This is a genomic window from Thiomonas sp. TH-17 (assembly GCF_057473305.1).
Genome location: NZ_JBYCKI010000046.1, coordinates 1 through 16,295, shown reverse-complemented (window position 1 = coordinate 16,295; position 16,295 = coordinate 1). Strand labels below are relative to the sequence as shown.

The following is a 16,295-nucleotide window of genomic DNA, read 5'->3' as shown; positions in this document are numbered from 1 at the left end:
CCACCGTGGCTTCGAGTACCAGTTCGCTTTGCGGAATCTTGAGGAAGGTCAGGGTGTTGTTGCAGGCCTTGAACTGCACGCCCTGATTGGCCAGATCACCGATCATGCCGGCGAACAGCGCGCCCTGCGGTGTTTTGGCGCCATTGAGCAGAAAGTGAATGGCCTTGCCGTAGCCCACCACGATGAACTGCATCTTGGGGTCGAGTTCCAGCACGTTTTGAATATTGATCAGCCCCTCATAGGCCTGCTCCAGGCTGTCGCTGATCTGAAATGCCACTTTCCATGGTTCGCTGGAAATGGCCTTCGCGGGCACCGGCCCTTGCGTCTGCGCCTGCGCAAGCTGGGCGCCGCCCAGGCCAATGAGGCCTGCGCCGAGCAGTCTGATGCGGTCGCGTGGGTTCATGGCAGTCTCCTCGTTTTTTGGTCAGACCGATGTGTGCGGATGAGTGCGCCGGGTGTGCAGATGATGCAGGCTCCAACGCTGGCGCTCAGCGAGCCAGCGGTACAGCCAATATCCCACCAGGGTCACGAACACCACCGCCAGGGTGTTGAAAAACACCGCGCCGGGCAGGATGGCCAGCAGCTCGAAGCCATTGAAGTCGCGCCATTTCACCACGGCGGTGAGCAAGGCGCTGAGCACACCGAAACCCGCGCCAATGGCGGCATTGATACGCAGCAGGGTGGGCAGGGTGAGGACGGCGGTATCGATCTGGGGGGAAGTCATGTGTGAGAGAAAAAATCAGTTGCGCACTTCGCCGTCGCCCAGCACCACCCACTTCACGCTGGTGAGGCCTTCCAGGCCCACCGGGCCACGGGCGTGGAACTTGTCGGTGGAAATGCCGATTTCCGCTCCCAGGCCGTACTCAAAGCCGTCGGCAAAACGGGTGGAGGCGTTGACCATGACACTGGCCGAATCGACTTCGCGCAGAAATTGCATGGCGCGGGGGTGATCGCGGGTGAGAATGGCGTCGGTGTGTTGCGAGCCGTAGCGGTTGATGTGGGCGATGGCCTCATCTACCCCGTCCACCAGCTTGATGGAGATGATGGGGGAGAGATACTCGGCGCTCCAGTCGGCCTCGGAGGCATCGCGCAGCAAGGCGGCGGCGCCGGGCACGGCAGCGAGCAGGGCGCGGCTGGCCGGGCAGCAGCGCATTTCCACGCCCTTGCGCACAAACGCGGCGCCGATGCGCGGCAGAAAATCAGCCGCCATATCGCGGGCGACCAGCAAAGACTCGGCTGCATTGCACGGGCTATAACGCTGGGTCTTGGCGTTGTCGGTCACTTTGACGGCCATGTCGAGATCGGCGCCGCTGTCCACATACACATGGCAGTTGCCATCGAGGTGCTTGATGACCGGCACCCGCGCTTCGGCGCTGATGCGCTCGATCAAGCCCTTGCCGCCGCGCGGAATGATCACGTCCACGAACTGCGGCATGGTGATGAGAGCGCCCACGGCGGCGCGGTCAGTGGTCGGCACCAGTTGCACCGCGTCGGCGGGCAGGCCCGCAGCCGGCAAAGCCTGAGCCACCAGCTCGGCCAGCGCGCGGTTGCTGTGAATGGCTTCCGAGCCGCCGCGCAGGATGACGGCGTTGCCGCTCTTGATGGCAAGCGACGCCGCCTCGATGGTGACATTGGGCCGACTCTCGTAAATCATGCCGAACACGCCCAGCGGCACCCGCATCTGCCCCACGCTGATGCCGCTGGGACGGCGGCGCACGCCGTCAATGCCGCCGATAGGGTCAGCCAGCGCGGCCACCTGCTCGCAGCTTTGCGCCATCTGCTCGACCACTTTGTCGCTCAGGGTGAGACGGTCGACGAACGCAGTCTCCAAGCCGGCTTCGCGTGCCGCGTGCAAGTCGCGCAGATTGGCGTCCTGCAAAGCGGGGCGATGCGCCCGGATGGCGGCGGCCAGCGCAACCAGCGCACGATCTTTCGCTGCGGTTGACGCCCGGGCCATGTCGCGCGACGCGGCACGAGCACGAACCCCGAGGTCGGTCATCAGGGTGTGGATCTGTTCAGAAGAAGCGTCCATGAAACTGTAAATAAAGCAGAAGTTTCAAAATTCGGGCCGACAAACGGTACGCAAGGTCATGCAATCCTAATAAGCTGTGCGAGTCGCCCGAGCGAGGTGCAATTGTGCGCCAAGGGGGCTGGACTTGCTGAACTGAATTTTTCGACCAAGGAGTGAATCATGGGGCTGTTCGATAGCGTGGCTGGGGGTTTGGGTCAGATGTTGGGAGGCCAGCAGGCCCAAGGCGCAGCGGGGGACAACCCGATGCTGCAGGTGGTCATGGGGTTGATGAACAATAGCGGCGGTCTGAGCGGGCTGCTGGGCAAGTTTCAGCAGGGCGGCCTGGGCGATCTGGTGCAGTCGTGGGTGGGCACGGGCTCGAATCTGCCGATTTCGGCCGAGCAGATTCAGCAGGTGCTGGGCAGCGGCGCGCTGGGCGACATCGCCAGCAAACTTGGCATTCAGCCGGAACAAGCCGCAGGGGAGTTGTCGCAGGCGCTGCCCAATGTGGTGGACAAACTCACGCCGGGCGGCCAGTTGCCGGCCGAGGGCGATCTGATGGCGACCGCGCAGCAGATGCTGGGCAAGCTGCTGGGGTGAGCGCGCGGTAATGTTTTGACGCAGATTCGGTCAGGCCAGCAATCGCGTTTCTGACCGATATCGACAGAAGGCGTTTGTCCATTCCGCCAACCGCCTTTAGACTTCTTCTCAACCCTGACAGGGCATGCCCGCGACGGCAATCGTCATTTGCCGCGCAACATGAAACCCTGCACCGACTTGAGAGGAGTCTTCCATGCGTCAATTCATCCCGATGCGCCGAGTGCTGGCCGTGGCCACGCTCGGCGCTTTGTTTTGGGCCTCGCCTGCAAGCTGGGCCGCCGCCCCGCCTGAAGCGGCGTCCTGCATCGCCTGCCACGGCGCCGATGGCATGGGCAATGCGGCTGCGGGCTATCCGCGGCTGGCAGGTCTGCCCGAGCGCTATCTGGCGGATCAGTTGCACGCCTTCGCCAGCGGTATGCGCAACAACGCCATCATGTCCGGCATGGCCAAGCCGCTGAGCGCGGCGCAGGTCACCGCACTGGCGACTTATTACGCCAAGCTCAAACCCAGCGGAAAACCCGCGCCCATGCCGACCGGGGAGACGGCGACTGAGGGCGAGCGGCTGGCGCTGCGCGGCGATTGGGAAAAAGGCATTCCCGCCTGTATCCGCTGCCATGGCCCGGGGGCGGTTGGTGTGGGTGAAAACTTCCCCGCTCTGGTCGGCCAGAGTGCCGCCTATATCGAAGCGCAGATCAAGGCCTGGAAGGATGGCAGCCGCAGCGGCGACCCGCTGGGCCTGATGCACACCGTCGCCTTGCGCATGACCGATGCGCAAACGCAGGCCGTGGCGCAATGGCTTGCGGCGCAGCCCCTGAATCCTGCCAAGTCCGCCTCGGCAAAACATTGATCGGAGCGCACCATGACACTCAAACAAACCCCTGTGACGCTGGCGCTGTGCGCGCTTGGCCTGTTCGTCGCTTCTGCGGCATCGGCCTTTGCGGCCGATGCGCCGATGGCGCCCCCCAAGTCAGAAATCAATGCGGCGGTGGGCACCGGCGCCAAATTCACCCCGCCGCCAGAGTCGGCCATTCCCGATGATGATTTCGGCAAGATGGTCAAGCTCGGGCGCGACATCATGCTCGACACGCCCAAATACGCGAAAGACTTTGTCGGCAGCACCCTGAGCTGTGTGAACTGCCATACCGACGCCGGCCGCATGGCGGGCTCCGCGCCGATGTGGGCGGCTTATGTAAGTTACCCGGCCTATCGCGGCAAGAACAAGAAGGTCAACACCTTCGAGGAGCGCCTGCAGGGTTGCTTCATGTATAGCCAAAACGGCAAGGCGCCCCCCTTGGGCAGCAAAACACTAGTGGCGCTCGAAAGCTATTCCTACTGGCTTTCCAAGGGGCTGCCGGTCGATGAAAAAGTGGCGGGGCGCGGTTACCCGAACCTGCCCGAGCCGCAGCAGGCACCCGACTATGTGCGGGGTCAGAAGGTGTACGAGGCCAAGTGCATTTTGTGTCACGCCGCCAATGGAGAGGGGCAGTACGTCAACGGCGAAACCGTGTTTCCGCCGTTGTGGGGACCGAAGTCGTTCAACTGGGGCGCGGGCATGGGCAGCTACAAAAACGCGGCCAAGTTCATTTACGCCAATATGCCCTACGGCATGAGCTACAGCCTGAGCCCGCAGGAGGCCTGGGACGTCGCCTATTTCATGGACGCGCAGGAACGTCCGCAAGATCCGCGCTGGCAGGGCAGCGTGGCGGCGACCCGTGCCAAGTTCCACGATAGCAAGTTCAGCCTGTACGGCACCAAGGTCAACGGCAAGCTGCTGGGTGACATCGGGGCGCCAAAGCCTCGCTGATTGATCGTTGAGTTCTGCCTGATGTCCGTCGCAACGCCCTGCATTTAGCGGGGCGTTGTGCTTTCAGGGGGCCGCATCGCGCGGCTCGATGTCTTTGAAAAACCGCTGATACAAAACCAGATAAGCCGCCTGAAACGTAGCCGCCACAAAAAACGGGGCGATCAGCCAGCCCAGGTGCAGTAAAACCCCGGCAATCAAAGGCCCGATGGCGCGCGGAATCTGGATGGAGACGTTGTTGACCGTCGCTGCAAGACCGCGCCGATCCGCGCCTGTCAGGCTCACAGTCAGCGCCTGCCGCACGCCCATAGTGCCTTGATTCGCCGTGGCGCGCAGGGCGTAAAAACCGGCTGCGATCCAGAACACCGGCGACAAGGGCGTGAGCACCAGCATGATCAGCCCCATCGTGCGCATGCCGACCACGGCCCGCACCGCGCCGAAGCGCTGCGCCAGGCGGCTTGCGATCTGCGCGCCGAAAGCGGCGAAAACAAAACTCGCCGCCATGGCCGGTCCAATACTGGCCGGCCCGTGCCAGTAGCGCACCAGATACCAGTAGGCCATCAGCGGGGCGACCATGCCGATGCCCAGGCCGTTGAGCGCGTTCACCAATCCGAGCCGCCAGAGCAAGGCGTTTTCGTGCAGGTGGCGGGTTTGGCGATCAGCTTGATCCTGGGCTTCGGCGGCCGTCACCGGGGTCGGCGGACGAACTTCAGGTTTTGCCGCGGTCGGGGCGTCTTCGGCTTTCAGCAGCAGAACAAACCCCGTTGCCGAGCCCAGCAGCGGCAGGATGAACAGGCTGCGGTAAGCCCAATCCATCGGCATGAGGGTGCTGAGCCAATGGGGGGCAGCGCCCAACACGGCGCCCAGCGCCATACCGAGCATCCCGAGCGTGGAGTTCAGGCTGAAAATCTGTGAGCGCAGCGCGGGTGGCGTGCCGTGGGCCAGCCACGATTGCTCCAGCGGCCCGAACGGACCGGCGGCTCCATTGGCGCCGCGGCCGAATCCGCCCAGCAAGGCCGCGGGCACCAGCAGCCAGGGTGTGGCTGCGAGCAGGGCCACCGCCGCGCAAACGACGAGAACCAGCTCGTATCCCAACAGGAACTGGCGCCGCCCGAGCCGGTCGCTCAACGGTCCGATCCACAGCGTGAGTGCCGCGCCGATGAACAGCCCGCCGCTGAGCACCGCGCCGATCTGCGGCGCATTCCAGTTCAGCGCGTGCAGGTAGAGGGTGAAGGCGGCGACCAGCGCGCCCTGGCCGATGCTGCGCGCGGCGCGTGCGAGGATGATGCGCCGCGCCGCCGGGGAAATCTGCGCCCAGGCGCTGCGCTTGTGGTTGAACGCGTCACCGGGCCGCTGGGTGAGTGCCTCGGGCGCTGCGGTCTGCATTTTCTCTCTGCGCTTACTCCGGCGCAGCAACCGTTGTGGCCGCGGCGGTCGCCACGCGGGTGTCGCGAATTTCCACGGTGCGCGCCTGTTGCGGCGGTTTGGCCGTGGAGCCTGCGGGGGCGGCCATGTAGTGCTTGATCTGGGCAATCACGGCGGGCTTGTCCCAATCTTCAGGGCCCATGGTGCGGGCGATCTCTTCGCCCTGCTTGTTGATGAGGATGGTGGTCGGCGTGCCCAGAATGCTCAGGGTGTCGAGCACTTGGGTAGTGGGATCGACGTAGATCGGCAGGTGGCTGATGAAGTTGTCGTCGTAAAAGCTTTTCACGGTGTAGATGCCGCCCTTGTCCACCGACAGCGGCACGACGGCGAAGTTTTTGCCGCCGAGTAGCTTTTGCAATTTGTCCAGCGTGGGCATTTCATGCACGCAGGGCGGGCACCAGGTCGCCCAGATATTGAGCAGCACGACCTTGCCCTTGAAATCCGCCAGGGTCATGTGCTTGCCCTGTGCGTTTTCGAAAGTGACCTGAGACAGCGGTAATTTGTGCGCTGTGGGGTAGGGGGTAAAGGTGAATCCCGCCGCCCAGGAAGCGGGCGCGCAGGCGGCGCAGAACACGATTGCAGCGCTGGCGCGGCGCAAAAAAACGGTAAGAGACTGCATGAAACGGCTCCAACAAATGAAATGACCACGCCATCGGCGGTGGTGACTGGCGCCGACGCCCGAGGTCATCATGTAGGTCATCACGCAGACTGCGCGGGCGTGGCGAATGGTGACAACATAGCCGGGCCGCGCTTAGGGCGACGTAACGGGTTGTAGTGCCTGTTCGGCGTATGGTGGCATCTTTGCTGACCCGCTTACGCCATGCCCGCCTCACTCGATCTGCAACTGGCGCACCTCGTTCTCGCGGTGCATCTGGGCGTGATTGTGTTCAACGTGGCCGGTCTGATCGTCGTGCCGCTGGGCGCATGGCGGCGCTGGCGCTGGGTGCGCGGCTGCGTCTGGCGCGCAGCGCATCTGCTGTCGATGGCGGTGGTGGCGGCGCAGGCGGCGCTGGGGCGTGCCTGCTTTCTGACGTTGTGGCAGAGCGCGCTGATGCAAGACGCCGGACAGCGCGGCTATACCGCGGGCCTGATCCAGACCTGGATCGATCATTTGATTTTCTGGAATCTACCCCTGGCGGTGTTCACCGTCATCTATCTGGCCGTGGGGGCCTACACCCTGGCGTTGTGGTGGTGGGTGCCGCCGCGCTGCAGGCGGGTCAGGGCCCAGCCCAGCAACAAGGCGAACGCCGCCAGCAGCACCTCGGGCCAGTCGCCGTAGCGTGACGCCAGCCAGGCGAACGGCGTCAGTCCCGCGTGCCCCTGCACCGAGCCGGTGAGCACCCCGACGGTGTAGGGCGGCAACTCGGCGGCGACTTGGCCGTGGGCGTTGATGATGGCGGTGGCGCCAGTGTTGGTGGCGCGAATGCCGGGGATCTGGAATTCCAGCGATCGCATGCGCGCGATTTCCAGATGCTGCGGGATGATGATGGTGTTGCCGAACCAGCCGAGATTGGTCAGGTTGGCGAACACATTCGGCGCGTGGGCGGGGTTGCGAAAGCGCTGCGCCATCTGCGCGCCGAAAAGATCTTCGTAACAAATGTTTGGCGCCACTCTCACGCCCTGCACCACAAAGGGCGGCTGATCGAGCCCGCCGCGCGCAAAGCTGCCCAGCGGCATGTCCATCAGTTTGACAAACCAGTGAAAACCGTAGGGCACGAATTCGCCAAACGGCACCAGATGCGATTTGTCATAGCGGTAAGGCGCAGCGCCCCCCAGTCCCAGCACGCTATTGGTGTATTGATTGGCGCCGCGGGTGAGCGGTATGCCCAGCAGCGCGGCGGTGTGGTGCTCGCGCAGCGCCCGCTCGATTTGCCGCAGATAGCCGGGGTCGAGGTCTTCGGGCAGCACGGGCACGGCGGTTTCCGGAGTGACGATGAGATTAGCCTTGAGCGAACTCAGCCAGTCGCCGTAAAGCTGCAGCGTGGGCCCCAGTGTTTCGGGCTTGAATTTTTCCGACTGGGCGACATCGCCCTGGAGCAAGGCGACTTTGAGCGCAGGGCCAACGGCATGCGTCCAGCGCACCTGCTGCAATTGCAAGCCGCCGAGAAAAAGCGCTACCAGCAAACCCAGACTGACCAGCGCACCCCGCAGACTCACCTGCGAGAGCAGCGCCAGCAGCGCGGCGGCCCATGCGGCGGCGAAGTTCACGCCGTACTGGCCGATCACCGGGGCGTAGCCCGAGAGCGGGTTGCCGACCTGGGCATAGCCCAGGGCCAGCCACGGAAATCCGGTCAACAGCGTGCCGCGCAACCATTCCGCCAGCGTCCATCCTCCGGCCAACACCAGCGCAGCGCCGATGGCGCGGGCCAGCTTCCAGGGCTCGCGTCCAGCCGCGGGGGCGAGCGCGGCTGCAAGTGCGGCGGCCAGCGAGGGGTAGAGGGCGAGATAGGCACAGAACAACAGCAGCGCGCCGCCCGCGATCGGTGGCGCCATGCCGCCGTACACCGCCATGCTGATATAGAGCCACCACAGTCCGCCCGTGAACCAGCCCAGCCCGAGACTGAAGCCGAGCAATGCGCCGCGCTTGGCCCGGTCTTTCGGCAGGGTCTGCGTATCGGCCCACAGCAGACTGATCCAGACGGCCAGAATGACGATTGACCATCCGCCGAGCTGCGGTCGCCCGAAGGTCTGGGCGAGCAGCACGCCCAGCACGATGGAGACAAACGGCGCGAACCGGGGTTGAGTAAGTTGGCGCAGCAGACCGCGCGGCGGGGCGCTGGCGGTTGCGCTCTGGGTATCGCGGTTGACGGGACGTTCGGACATGAGGATGAGAAGCCTGAAAGGGCGGAGTGGGCAGCGCCAGAACTTTACCCTGCGGGCATTTCGCTGCCGTCGGCGTAGGGGTCGGCAATGCCGAAGCGTTGCAACACAGTCACCTCGTGACGTTCCATCTCTCGCGCCTCTTGCTCGGTCTGATGATCCCAGCCCTGCGCGTGCAGCAGACCGTGTATGACCAGATGGGCGTAGTGCGACCCGAGCGGTTTTTGCTGCGCCAGCGCTTCGCCAGCGACCACGGGGGAGCACAGCACGATGTCGGCCTGAACCGGCCAGTGGCTGTAATCGAAGGTCAGCACATTGGTGGCGTAATCCTTGCCGCGGTAGGCCCGGTTGAGCGCCCGGCCTTCGTCGGCAGCCACAAAGCGCAGGGTGATCTGATGCGCCTCGGGCGACGCCCCGGCCTGCGGCAGAGCGTCGAGACTCTCTGGGCCCACGCGCAAGGCGGCGCGAACCCAGCGCAGCAGCAGGGCGCGCGGCAACTGATCGCGGTGCGTCGTATCGGCGAACTGCACCGAAAGCCGCAACGCAGGTTTCGTGGGGCGCGCGGCGCGAGTCATGCGGAGCGCGGCGGCCGCCGGCGGGGTGAGGTGGCGCCGGCCAAATGGCCTGCGCTCGCGCCGGACGGCGGTTCGCCTTTCAGTGCGACGTCGTGCGCATCGTAGGCATCGACGATTCGCGCCACCAGCGGGTGCCGAACCACGTCCTGGCTGGTGAACGAGTTGAAGGCGATGCCGCGCACATCGGCCAGCACCTTCTGGGCTTGCGCCAGACCGCTTTGCGTTCCGCGCGGCAAGTCCACCTGGCTGATGTCGCCGGTGATGACCGCGCGCGAGCCGAAGCCGATACGGGTGAGGAACATTTTCATCTGCTCAGGCGTGGTGTTCTGCGCCTCATCCAGAATGATGAACGACTGGTTGAGTGTGCGCCCGCGCATGAAAGCCAGCGGCGCGATCTCGATGGCGCCGCGTTCGAACATTTTTTGCGTCTTTTCCATGCCGAGCAGGTCGTACAGCGCGTCGTACAAGGGGCGCAGAAACGGGTCGATCTTCTGGGTCAGATCACCAGGCAAGAAACCGAGCCGCTCTCCGGCTTCGACCGCGGGGCGCGTCAGCACCAGGCGGGTGATGGCGTGACGCTCCAGCGCATCGACGGCGCAGGCCACCGCGAGAAAGGTTTTGCCCGTGCCCGCCGGGTCAATGCCGAAAGTGATGTCGTGCTGAAGAATGTTGCGGATGTACTGCACCTGATTGGGCGTGCGGCCGTGCAGACTTTCCCGCCGTGTGTAGAGCACCGGCTCGTCGTCGGCCGCGGTGAGTTTGGGGCGCTGCCCTTGCGCGGCCTGAACCAGTTCGAGCTGAATGTCCTCCAGACTGAAGCGCGCGTCAGCCCGGCTCCACAGCGTTTGCAGCAGATCGAGTGCGCGCCGGGCGGCGGCGCTTTCACCCTCGATGCTCATGGTGTCGGCACGACGCGACAGGCGGACGTCGAACGCGACCTCGATCTGCCTGAGGTTTTCATCCAGCGGGCCGCAGAGCTGGGCGAGGCGGGCATTGTCGGGCGGGGAAAAAGTGTGTCGAAGTTGCACGGGCGAGTTGGGCATGGGGACGAATAAGGTTGTACAGCCGATGGCTGCACAAATCCCCGCATTCAGGGGCATGAGTTGATAGTATCGGGCTGATGCCGACATTGTCTGCTCGGCGCAAGAATCAGAAACGGAAGCCGATGAGCACCATGCAATGCGCTTTGGTCGTCGATGACCTTCCCGCTGTGCGGGCCGGGTTTGTTGAATTGCTGCGCGAAAACTATCCCGGCGTGCGAATTTTCGAGGCTGGCCGTATGGCCGACGCCATGCAGATTCTGCAGCGCGAAGCCGTTGACCTGCTGCTGGTCGATCTGGGCCTTCCCGATGCCAGCGGTCTGGAATTGATCCGCACCCTCACGGAAACCCGCCCCCAGGCCCGCTCTGTCGTGGTCACGATCTTCGACGACGACGATCATCTCTTCCCCGCACTGCAAGCGGGCGCCTTCGGTTATTTGCTCAAGGATCGCCCAAAAATCGAGCTGCGCGCCCAACTTCGACGCATCCAGGATGGCGAGCCGCCGCTGTCGCCCAGTATTGCCCGTCGCATGGTGCAGCATTTCACCCATCTGCATCGCACGATGTCGGCCCCCTCTCCGAACCTGCCGCAAGAAGAACACATTGCACTCACCGAGCGCGAGAGCGAGGTGCTGCAACTGGTGGGCAAGGGTTACACCCTGCCAGAAATTGCCGTTCAGCTCGGCCTGTCGCGACACACTGTGGCCGACTACGTCAAGCAGATCTACCGCAAGCTCAACATCTCTTCGCGCGCAGAAGCTGCTCTGGAGGCGGTGCGGCGCGGTCTGGTGCGCTGAACCCGGCCCCCGTTGGCTCTTCGCTCTCTCCTGGGATTTCTCTATGTCGTCCAACCCGATGCCGACCGATCTGTCCGAGTGCTATCTAAATGGCGCTTTTCAGCCGCTTGCCCAATGCCAGGTATCCGTCCTTGATCGCGGCTTTATCTTTGGGGACGGGGTCTATGAGGTGATCCCCGTCTATGGCCGAAGGGTCTTCCGGGCCGATGACCACCTCGCAAGACTGGCACGCAGCCTAGACGCTGTGGGTATCAAGAATCCCAGTCAGGCCAACGACTGGCTGGCGCTGGTGCGGGAACTCATCGCGCGCAACGCCCCTGACGATCAGTGCATCTATATACAAGTCACCCGTGGCGTGGCCAAGCGCGATCATGCGTTTCCCCAAGGGGTCGAGCCGACCGTGTTCATGATGAGCTTTCCGTTTCCGCACGTGCCCGAACAAAAGCGCGCCCAAGGTGTGGCCTGCATCACGACGCCCGATCTCCGTTGGAGAAATGCTCATATCAAATCGATCTCGCTTCTCGGCAACGTCTTGGCCCGGCAACTCTCAGTTGAGTGTGACGCCACTGAAACCGTCCTCATCAGAGACGGCCTGCTGACCGAAGCATCGGCCTCAAATGTTTGGTTGGTGCGCAACGGCCGACTCGCGACCCCCCTTCGGGATCACGACAAACTGGAAGGCATCCGTGTCGGGTTGCTGCAGGAGCTGAGCGGCGAAATTGGCATCAAACTCGAATTCCGCCCCATCTCCGAGTGGGAGCTGCGCTGCGCCGACGAAATTTTGCTCACCTCCGCAACAAAAGAGGTGCTCTCCGTCACGACACTCGATGGCAAGGCAGTTGGCCCAGGCAAGCCCGGACCGGTGGCGACCGCACTCTACAGTGCCTACCAAGAAGCCAAGAAAAGCCAATCTCATTAGCCGTAGTCAGCGTTGAAACACCCTGGCAATGAGGGACTTCCATCGAGATGTCACGAAAGTGCTTGACAGGTAGTTTCGCCCCATGCACAATCTCATCTCTCGGCGCTAACCGAGCCAAGCAGTCAAGCAAAAAATAACGAATAACCTTTTACTTGACTCGGAATTAAAATTAGTGCAATAATTGACGTCTTCGCTGCAAAAAAACAGCGACCGAAGCAAAATAAAAGATAAAACCTTTCTCTTGACTCGGAATTAAAATTAATGCAATAATTGATGTCTTCGCTGCAAACGCAGCAAACGCCTAAAAAGGCGGGCTCATTAAGAAATCAACCGATAAGCGTGGGCGTTTGGCTTGATGCAAATATACCAAACGCTCATATGAAATACGGAAATTTTCCGTAATTCCTTGAGTGTGCATTGTTCGCAATGCAAAAATGATCGAACTATAGAGTTTGATCCTGGCTCAGATTGAACGCTAGCGGCATGCTTTACACATGCAAGTCGAACGGCAGCGCGGGGCAACCTGGCGGCGAGTGGCGAACGGGTGAGTAATACATCGGAACGTGCCCTGTGATGGGGGATAACTACGCGAAAGCGTAGCTAATACCGCATACGACCTACGGGTGAAAGTGGGGGATCGAAAGACCTCACGTCATAGGAGCGGCCGATGGCGGATTAGCTAGTTGGTAAGGTAAAGGCTTACCAAGGCAACGATCCGTAGCTGGTCTGAGAGGACGACCAGCCACACTGGGACTGAGACACGGCCCAGACTCCTACGGGAGGCAGCAGTGGGGAATCTTGGACAATGGGGGCAACCCTGATCCAGCAATGCCGCGTGTGGGATGAAGGCCTTCGGGTTGTAAACCACTTTTGGCGGGGGCGAAATATCGAGTGCTAATACCATTCGGTGATGACGGTACCCGCAGAATAAGCACCGGCTAACTACGTGCCAGCAGCCGCGGTAATACGTAGGGTGCAAGCGTTAATCGGAATTACTGGGCGTAAAGCGTGCGCAGGCGGTTAGGTAAGACAGATGTGAAATTCCCGGGCTCAACCTGGGAACTGCATTTGTGACTGCCTGACTAGAGTGCGGCAGAGGGGAGTGGAATTCCGCGTGTAGCAGTGAAATGCGTAGATATGCGGAGGAACACCGATGGCGAAGGCAACTCCCTGGGCCTGCACTGACGCTCATGCACGAAAGCGTGGGGAGCAAACAGGATTAGATACCCTGGTAGTCCACGCCCTAAACGATGTCGACTAGTTGTTGGACGGGTTACTGTTCAGTAACGTAGCTAACGCGTGAAGTCGACCGCCTGGGGAGTACGGCCGCAAGGTTAAAACTCAAAGGAATTGACGGGGACCCGCACAAGCGGTGGATGATGTGGTTTAATTCGATGCAACGCGAAAAACCTTACCTACCCTTGACATGCCAGGAACTTACCAGAGATGGTTTGGTGCTCGAAAGAGAACCTGGACACAGGTGCTGCATGGCTGTCGTCAGCTCGTGTCGTGAGATGTTGGGTTAAGTCCCGCAACGAGCGCAACCCTTGTCATTAGTTGCTACGCAAGAGCACTCTAATGAGACCGCCGGTGACAAACCGGAGGAAGGTGGGGATGACGTCAAGTCCTCATGGCCCTTATGGGTAGGGCTACACACGTCATACAATGGGCGGTACAGAGGGTTGCCAACCCGCGAGGGGGAGCCAATCCCTTAAAACCGCTCGTAGTCCGGATTGTAGTCTGCAACTCGACTGCATGAAGTCGGAATCGCTAGTAATCGCGGATCAGCTTGCCGCGGTGAATACGTTCCCGGGTCTTGTACACACCGCCCGTCACACCATGGAAGTGGGGTTTACCAGAAGTAGTTAGCTTAACCGCAAGGGGGGCGATTACCACGGTAGGCTTCATGACTGGGGTGAAGTCGTAACAAGGTAGCCGTATCGGAAGGTGCGGCTGGATCACCTCCTTTCTAGAGACGCATCAAGTCGAGCGCTCACACTTATCGGTTGTCAACGTTGATGGTGGTTGCGATACCGAACTTCGTGGCCCAAGCGGGTCTGTAGCTCAGTCGGTTAGAGCACCGTCTTGATAAGGCGGGGGTCGTTGGTTCGAATCCAACCAGACCCACCAGAACTGGAGTTTACCCTGGGGGTGTAGCTCAGCTGGGAGAGCACCTGCTTTGCAAGCAGGGGGTCATCGGTTCGATCCCGTTCACCTCCACCAGTCTCCAAAAGAAAGTCAATTTTCTTTTGATGAAACCATCGTTGTGTTCTTTAACAATTCAAAAGCTGATATTTGTATGATGAAAGTCATACATTGCGATTGCATCGCAAATATGAGTTCAATCCTATTTGGCCAGTGGTCAAAATTATAGGATCAAGCGACTAAGTGCATACGGTGGATGCCTTGGCGACTACAGGCGATGAAGGACGTTGTAGCCTGCGATAAGCTGCGGTGAGCTGGCAAACAAGCTTTGACCCGCAGATTTCCGAATGGGGAAACCCACCCGCAAGGGTATCTTTGACTGAATACATAGGTCATTGAAGCGAACCGGGCGAACTGAAACATCTCAGTAACTCGAGGAAAAGAAATCAACCGAGATTCCGATAGTAGTGGCGAGCGAAATCGGAACAGCCTGCATAATTTAGCATTCGGTATAGCAAAACGACATGGAAAGGTCGGTCATAGAAGGTGATAGCCCTGTATGTAAAATGCCTTATGTAGAACTAAGTATGCGACAAGTAGGGCGGGACACGTGTAATCCTGTCTGAACATGGGGGGACCATCCTCCAAGGCTAAATACTCGTAGTCGACCGATAGTGAACAAGTACCGTGAGGGAAAGGTGAAAAGAACCCCGGGAGGGGAGTGAAATAGATCCTGAAACCGTATGCATACAAAAAGTCGGAGCCCTACGGGGTGACGGCGTACCTTTTGTATAATGGGTCAGCGACTTACATTCAGTGGCAAGCTTAACCGAATAGGGAAGGCGTAGGGAAACCGAGTCCGAATAGGGCGTCTAGTCGCTGGGTGTAGACCCGAAACCGGATGATCTATCCATGGCCAGGATGAAGGTGCGGTAACACGTACTGGAGGTCCGAACCGACTAGTGTTGCAAAACTAGCGGATGAGCTGTGGATAGGGGTGAAAGGCTAAACAAATCCGGAAATAGCTGGTTCTCCTCGAAAACTATTTAGGTAGTGCCTCGCGTATCACCGCCAGGGGTAGAGCACTGTTTTGGCTAGGGGGTCATGACGACTTACCAAACCAATGCAAACTCCGAATACTGGTGAGTGCAGCGCGGGAGACAGTGCACCGGGTGCTAACGTCCGGACACAAGAGGGAAACAACCCAGACCGCCAGCTAAGGTCCCTAAATATAGCTAAGTGGGAAACGAAGTGGGAAGGCATTGACAGTCAGGAGGTTGGCTTAGAAGCAGCCACCCTTTAAAGAAAGCGTAATAGCTCACTGATCGAGTCGTCCTGCGCGGAAGATGTAACGGGGCTAAGCTATATACCGAAGCTGCGGATGTGCGTAAGCACATGGTAGAGGAGCGTTCTGTAAGCCTGTGAAGGTGTGCTGAGAGGCATGCTGGAGGTATCAGAAGTGCGAATGCTGACATGAGTAGCGTTAAAAGAGGTGAAAAGCCTCTTCGCCGAAAGCGCAAGGTTTCCTACGCAACGTTCATCGGCGTAGGGTGAGTCGGCCCCTAAGGCGAGGCAGAGATGCGTAGTCGATGGGAAACAGGTCAATATTCCTGTACCGATGTCTAGTGCGATGTGGGGACGGAGAAGGTTAAATCAGCCGGGTGTTGGATGTCCCGGTTCAAGTGTGTAGGCATGCCCCTTAGGCAAATCCGGGGGGCTTAGCTGAGGCATGATAACGAGGCAGCTTGCTGCTGAAGTGATTGATACCCTGCTTCCAAGAAAAGCCACTAAGCTTCAGCTAGACACGACCGTACCGCAAACCGACACTGGTGCGCGAGATGAGTATTCTAAGGCGCTTGAGAGAACTCGGGAGAAGGAACTCGGCAAATTTGTACCGTAACTTCGGGATAAGGTACGCCCCCGGTATGTGACGCCGTACAGGCTGAGCAGAAAGGGGCCGCAGTGAAAAGGTGGCTGCGACTGTTTATTAAAAACACAGCACTCTGCAAACACGAAAGTGGACGTATAGGGTGTGACGCCTGCCCGGTGCCGGAAGGTTAAGTGATGGGGTGCAAGCTCTTGATCGAAGCCCCGGTAAACGGCGGCCGTAACTATAACGGTCCTAAGGTAGCGAAATTCCTTGTCGGGTAAGTTCCGACCTG

Annotated in this window: 14 protein-coding genes, 2 tRNA genes and 2 rRNA genes; 10 read left to right on the top strand and 8 right to left on the bottom strand. The window is 60.6% G+C overall.

All coding sequences use genetic code 11. The features are described 5' to 3' along the window. The 3 genes from AC2VLV_RS03360 to AC2VLV_RS03350 all read right to left on the bottom strand — a co-directional run. A partial coding sequence (locus AC2VLV_RS03360) for a DsrE family protein (RefSeq protein ID WP_486988626.1) occupies positions 1–403 on the bottom strand: 403 nt, incomplete at its 3' end. Positions 404–424: 21 nt separating this feature from the next. Continuing rightward, positions 425–724, bottom strand: coding sequence for a hypothetical protein (locus AC2VLV_RS03355; protein ID WP_486988625.1), 300 nt, complete (start codon positions 722–724; stop codon positions 425–427). A 15-nt stretch (positions 725–739) separates the two neighbouring features. Further along, a complete protein-coding gene (locus tag AC2VLV_RS03350) occupies positions 740–2,032 on the bottom strand; it encodes a glutamate-5-semialdehyde dehydrogenase (RefSeq protein WP_486988624.1) in 1,293 nt (430 codons plus the stop codon). Between the two features lie 159 nt (positions 2,033–2,191). On the opposite strand from AC2VLV_RS03350, the gene AC2VLV_RS03345 reads away from it, so the two are divergent. From AC2VLV_RS03345 to AC2VLV_RS03335, 3 genes are all read left to right on the top strand, one after another. Next, positions 2,192–2,611, top strand: coding sequence for a YidB family protein (locus AC2VLV_RS03345; RefSeq protein ID WP_486988623.1), 420 nt, complete (start codon positions 2,192–2,194; stop codon positions 2,609–2,611). A 193-nt stretch (positions 2,612–2,804) separates the two neighbouring features. Further along, positions 2,805–3,458 (top strand): c-type cytochrome, encoded by a 654-nt coding sequence (locus AC2VLV_RS03340; RefSeq protein WP_486988622.1) that lies wholly within the window; start codon positions 2,805–2,807, stop codon positions 3,456–3,458. 12 nt (positions 3,459–3,470) lie between these two features. Next, positions 3,471–4,415, top strand: a complete 945-nt coding sequence (locus tag AC2VLV_RS03335) for a c-type cytochrome (protein ID WP_486988621.1) — start codon at positions 3,471–3,473, stop codon at positions 4,413–4,415. 63 nt (positions 4,416–4,478) lie between these two features. Here AC2VLV_RS03335 and AC2VLV_RS03330 read toward each other — a convergent pair whose 3' ends face one another. Both AC2VLV_RS03330 and AC2VLV_RS03325 read right to left on the bottom strand, forming a co-directional pair. Further along, entirely contained in the window at positions 4,479–5,798 is a 1,320-nt protein-coding gene (locus AC2VLV_RS03330; protein ID WP_486988620.1) for an MFS transporter, read from the bottom strand. Between the two features lie 13 nt (positions 5,799–5,811). Continuing rightward, positions 5,812–6,456 carry a TlpA family protein disulfide reductase gene (locus AC2VLV_RS03325; RefSeq protein ID WP_486988619.1) on the bottom strand — a complete coding sequence of 215 codons (645 nt, stop codon included), beginning with the start codon at positions 6,454–6,456 and terminating at the stop codon, positions 5,812–5,814. A 201-nt stretch (positions 6,457–6,657) separates the two neighbouring features. On the opposite strand from AC2VLV_RS03325, the gene AC2VLV_RS03320 reads away from it, so the two are divergent. Beyond that, entirely contained in the window at positions 6,658–7,116 is a 459-nt protein-coding gene (locus AC2VLV_RS03320) for a DUF2784 domain-containing protein (protein ID WP_486988618.1), read from the top strand. Here the strand turns inward: AC2VLV_RS03320 and lnt are convergent. From lnt to AC2VLV_RS03305, 3 genes are read right to left on the bottom strand one after another with little or no spacing between them, the layout of a single operon-like run. Further along, a complete protein-coding gene (gene lnt, locus AC2VLV_RS03315; RefSeq protein WP_486988617.1) occupies positions 7,008–8,660 on the bottom strand; it encodes an apolipoprotein N-acyltransferase in 1,653 nt (550 codons plus the stop codon). The two genes, AC2VLV_RS03320 and lnt, sit on opposite strands and share 109 nt — an antisense overlap. Positions 8,661–8,704: 44 nt before the next feature. Beyond that, complete coding sequence (gene ybeY / locus AC2VLV_RS03310) at positions 8,705–9,232, bottom strand: rRNA maturation RNase YbeY (protein WP_486988616.1); 528 nt, start codon at positions 9,230–9,232, stop codon at positions 8,705–8,707. Next, the gene (locus tag AC2VLV_RS03305) at positions 9,229–10,275 is read right to left on the bottom strand and encodes a PhoH family protein (RefSeq protein WP_486988615.1); all 1,047 of its coding nucleotides are present in this window, start codon (positions 10,273–10,275) and stop codon (positions 9,229–9,231) included. Before AC2VLV_RS03305 ends, ybeY begins: the two co-directional genes overlap by 4 nt. A gap of 122 nt (positions 10,276–10,397) precedes the next feature. Between AC2VLV_RS03305 and AC2VLV_RS03300 the strand changes: the two genes are divergently transcribed. The 6 genes from AC2VLV_RS03300 to AC2VLV_RS03275 all read left to right on the top strand — a co-directional run. Continuing rightward, positions 10,398–11,069, top strand: coding sequence for a response regulator (locus AC2VLV_RS03300; RefSeq protein WP_486988614.1), 672 nt, complete (start codon positions 10,398–10,400; stop codon positions 11,067–11,069). 43 nt (positions 11,070–11,112) lie between these two features. Next, entirely contained in the window at positions 11,113–11,988 is an 876-nt protein-coding gene (locus tag AC2VLV_RS03295) for a D-amino acid aminotransferase (protein WP_486988613.1), read from the top strand. Between the two features lie 440 nt (positions 11,989–12,428). After that, positions 12,429–13,957: ribosomal RNA gene (locus AC2VLV_RS03290) — 16S ribosomal RNA — on the top strand. 84 nt (positions 13,958–14,041) lie between these two features. Beyond that, positions 14,042–14,118: transfer RNA gene (locus tag AC2VLV_RS03285), tRNA-Ile, on the top strand. Positions 14,119–14,135: 17 nt separating this feature from the next. Next, positions 14,136–14,211 (top strand) — tRNA-Ala (locus AC2VLV_RS03280). A 151-nt stretch (positions 14,212–14,362) separates the two neighbouring features. Beyond that, positions 14,363–16,295, top strand: a 23S ribosomal RNA gene (locus AC2VLV_RS03275); the annotation flags it as partial.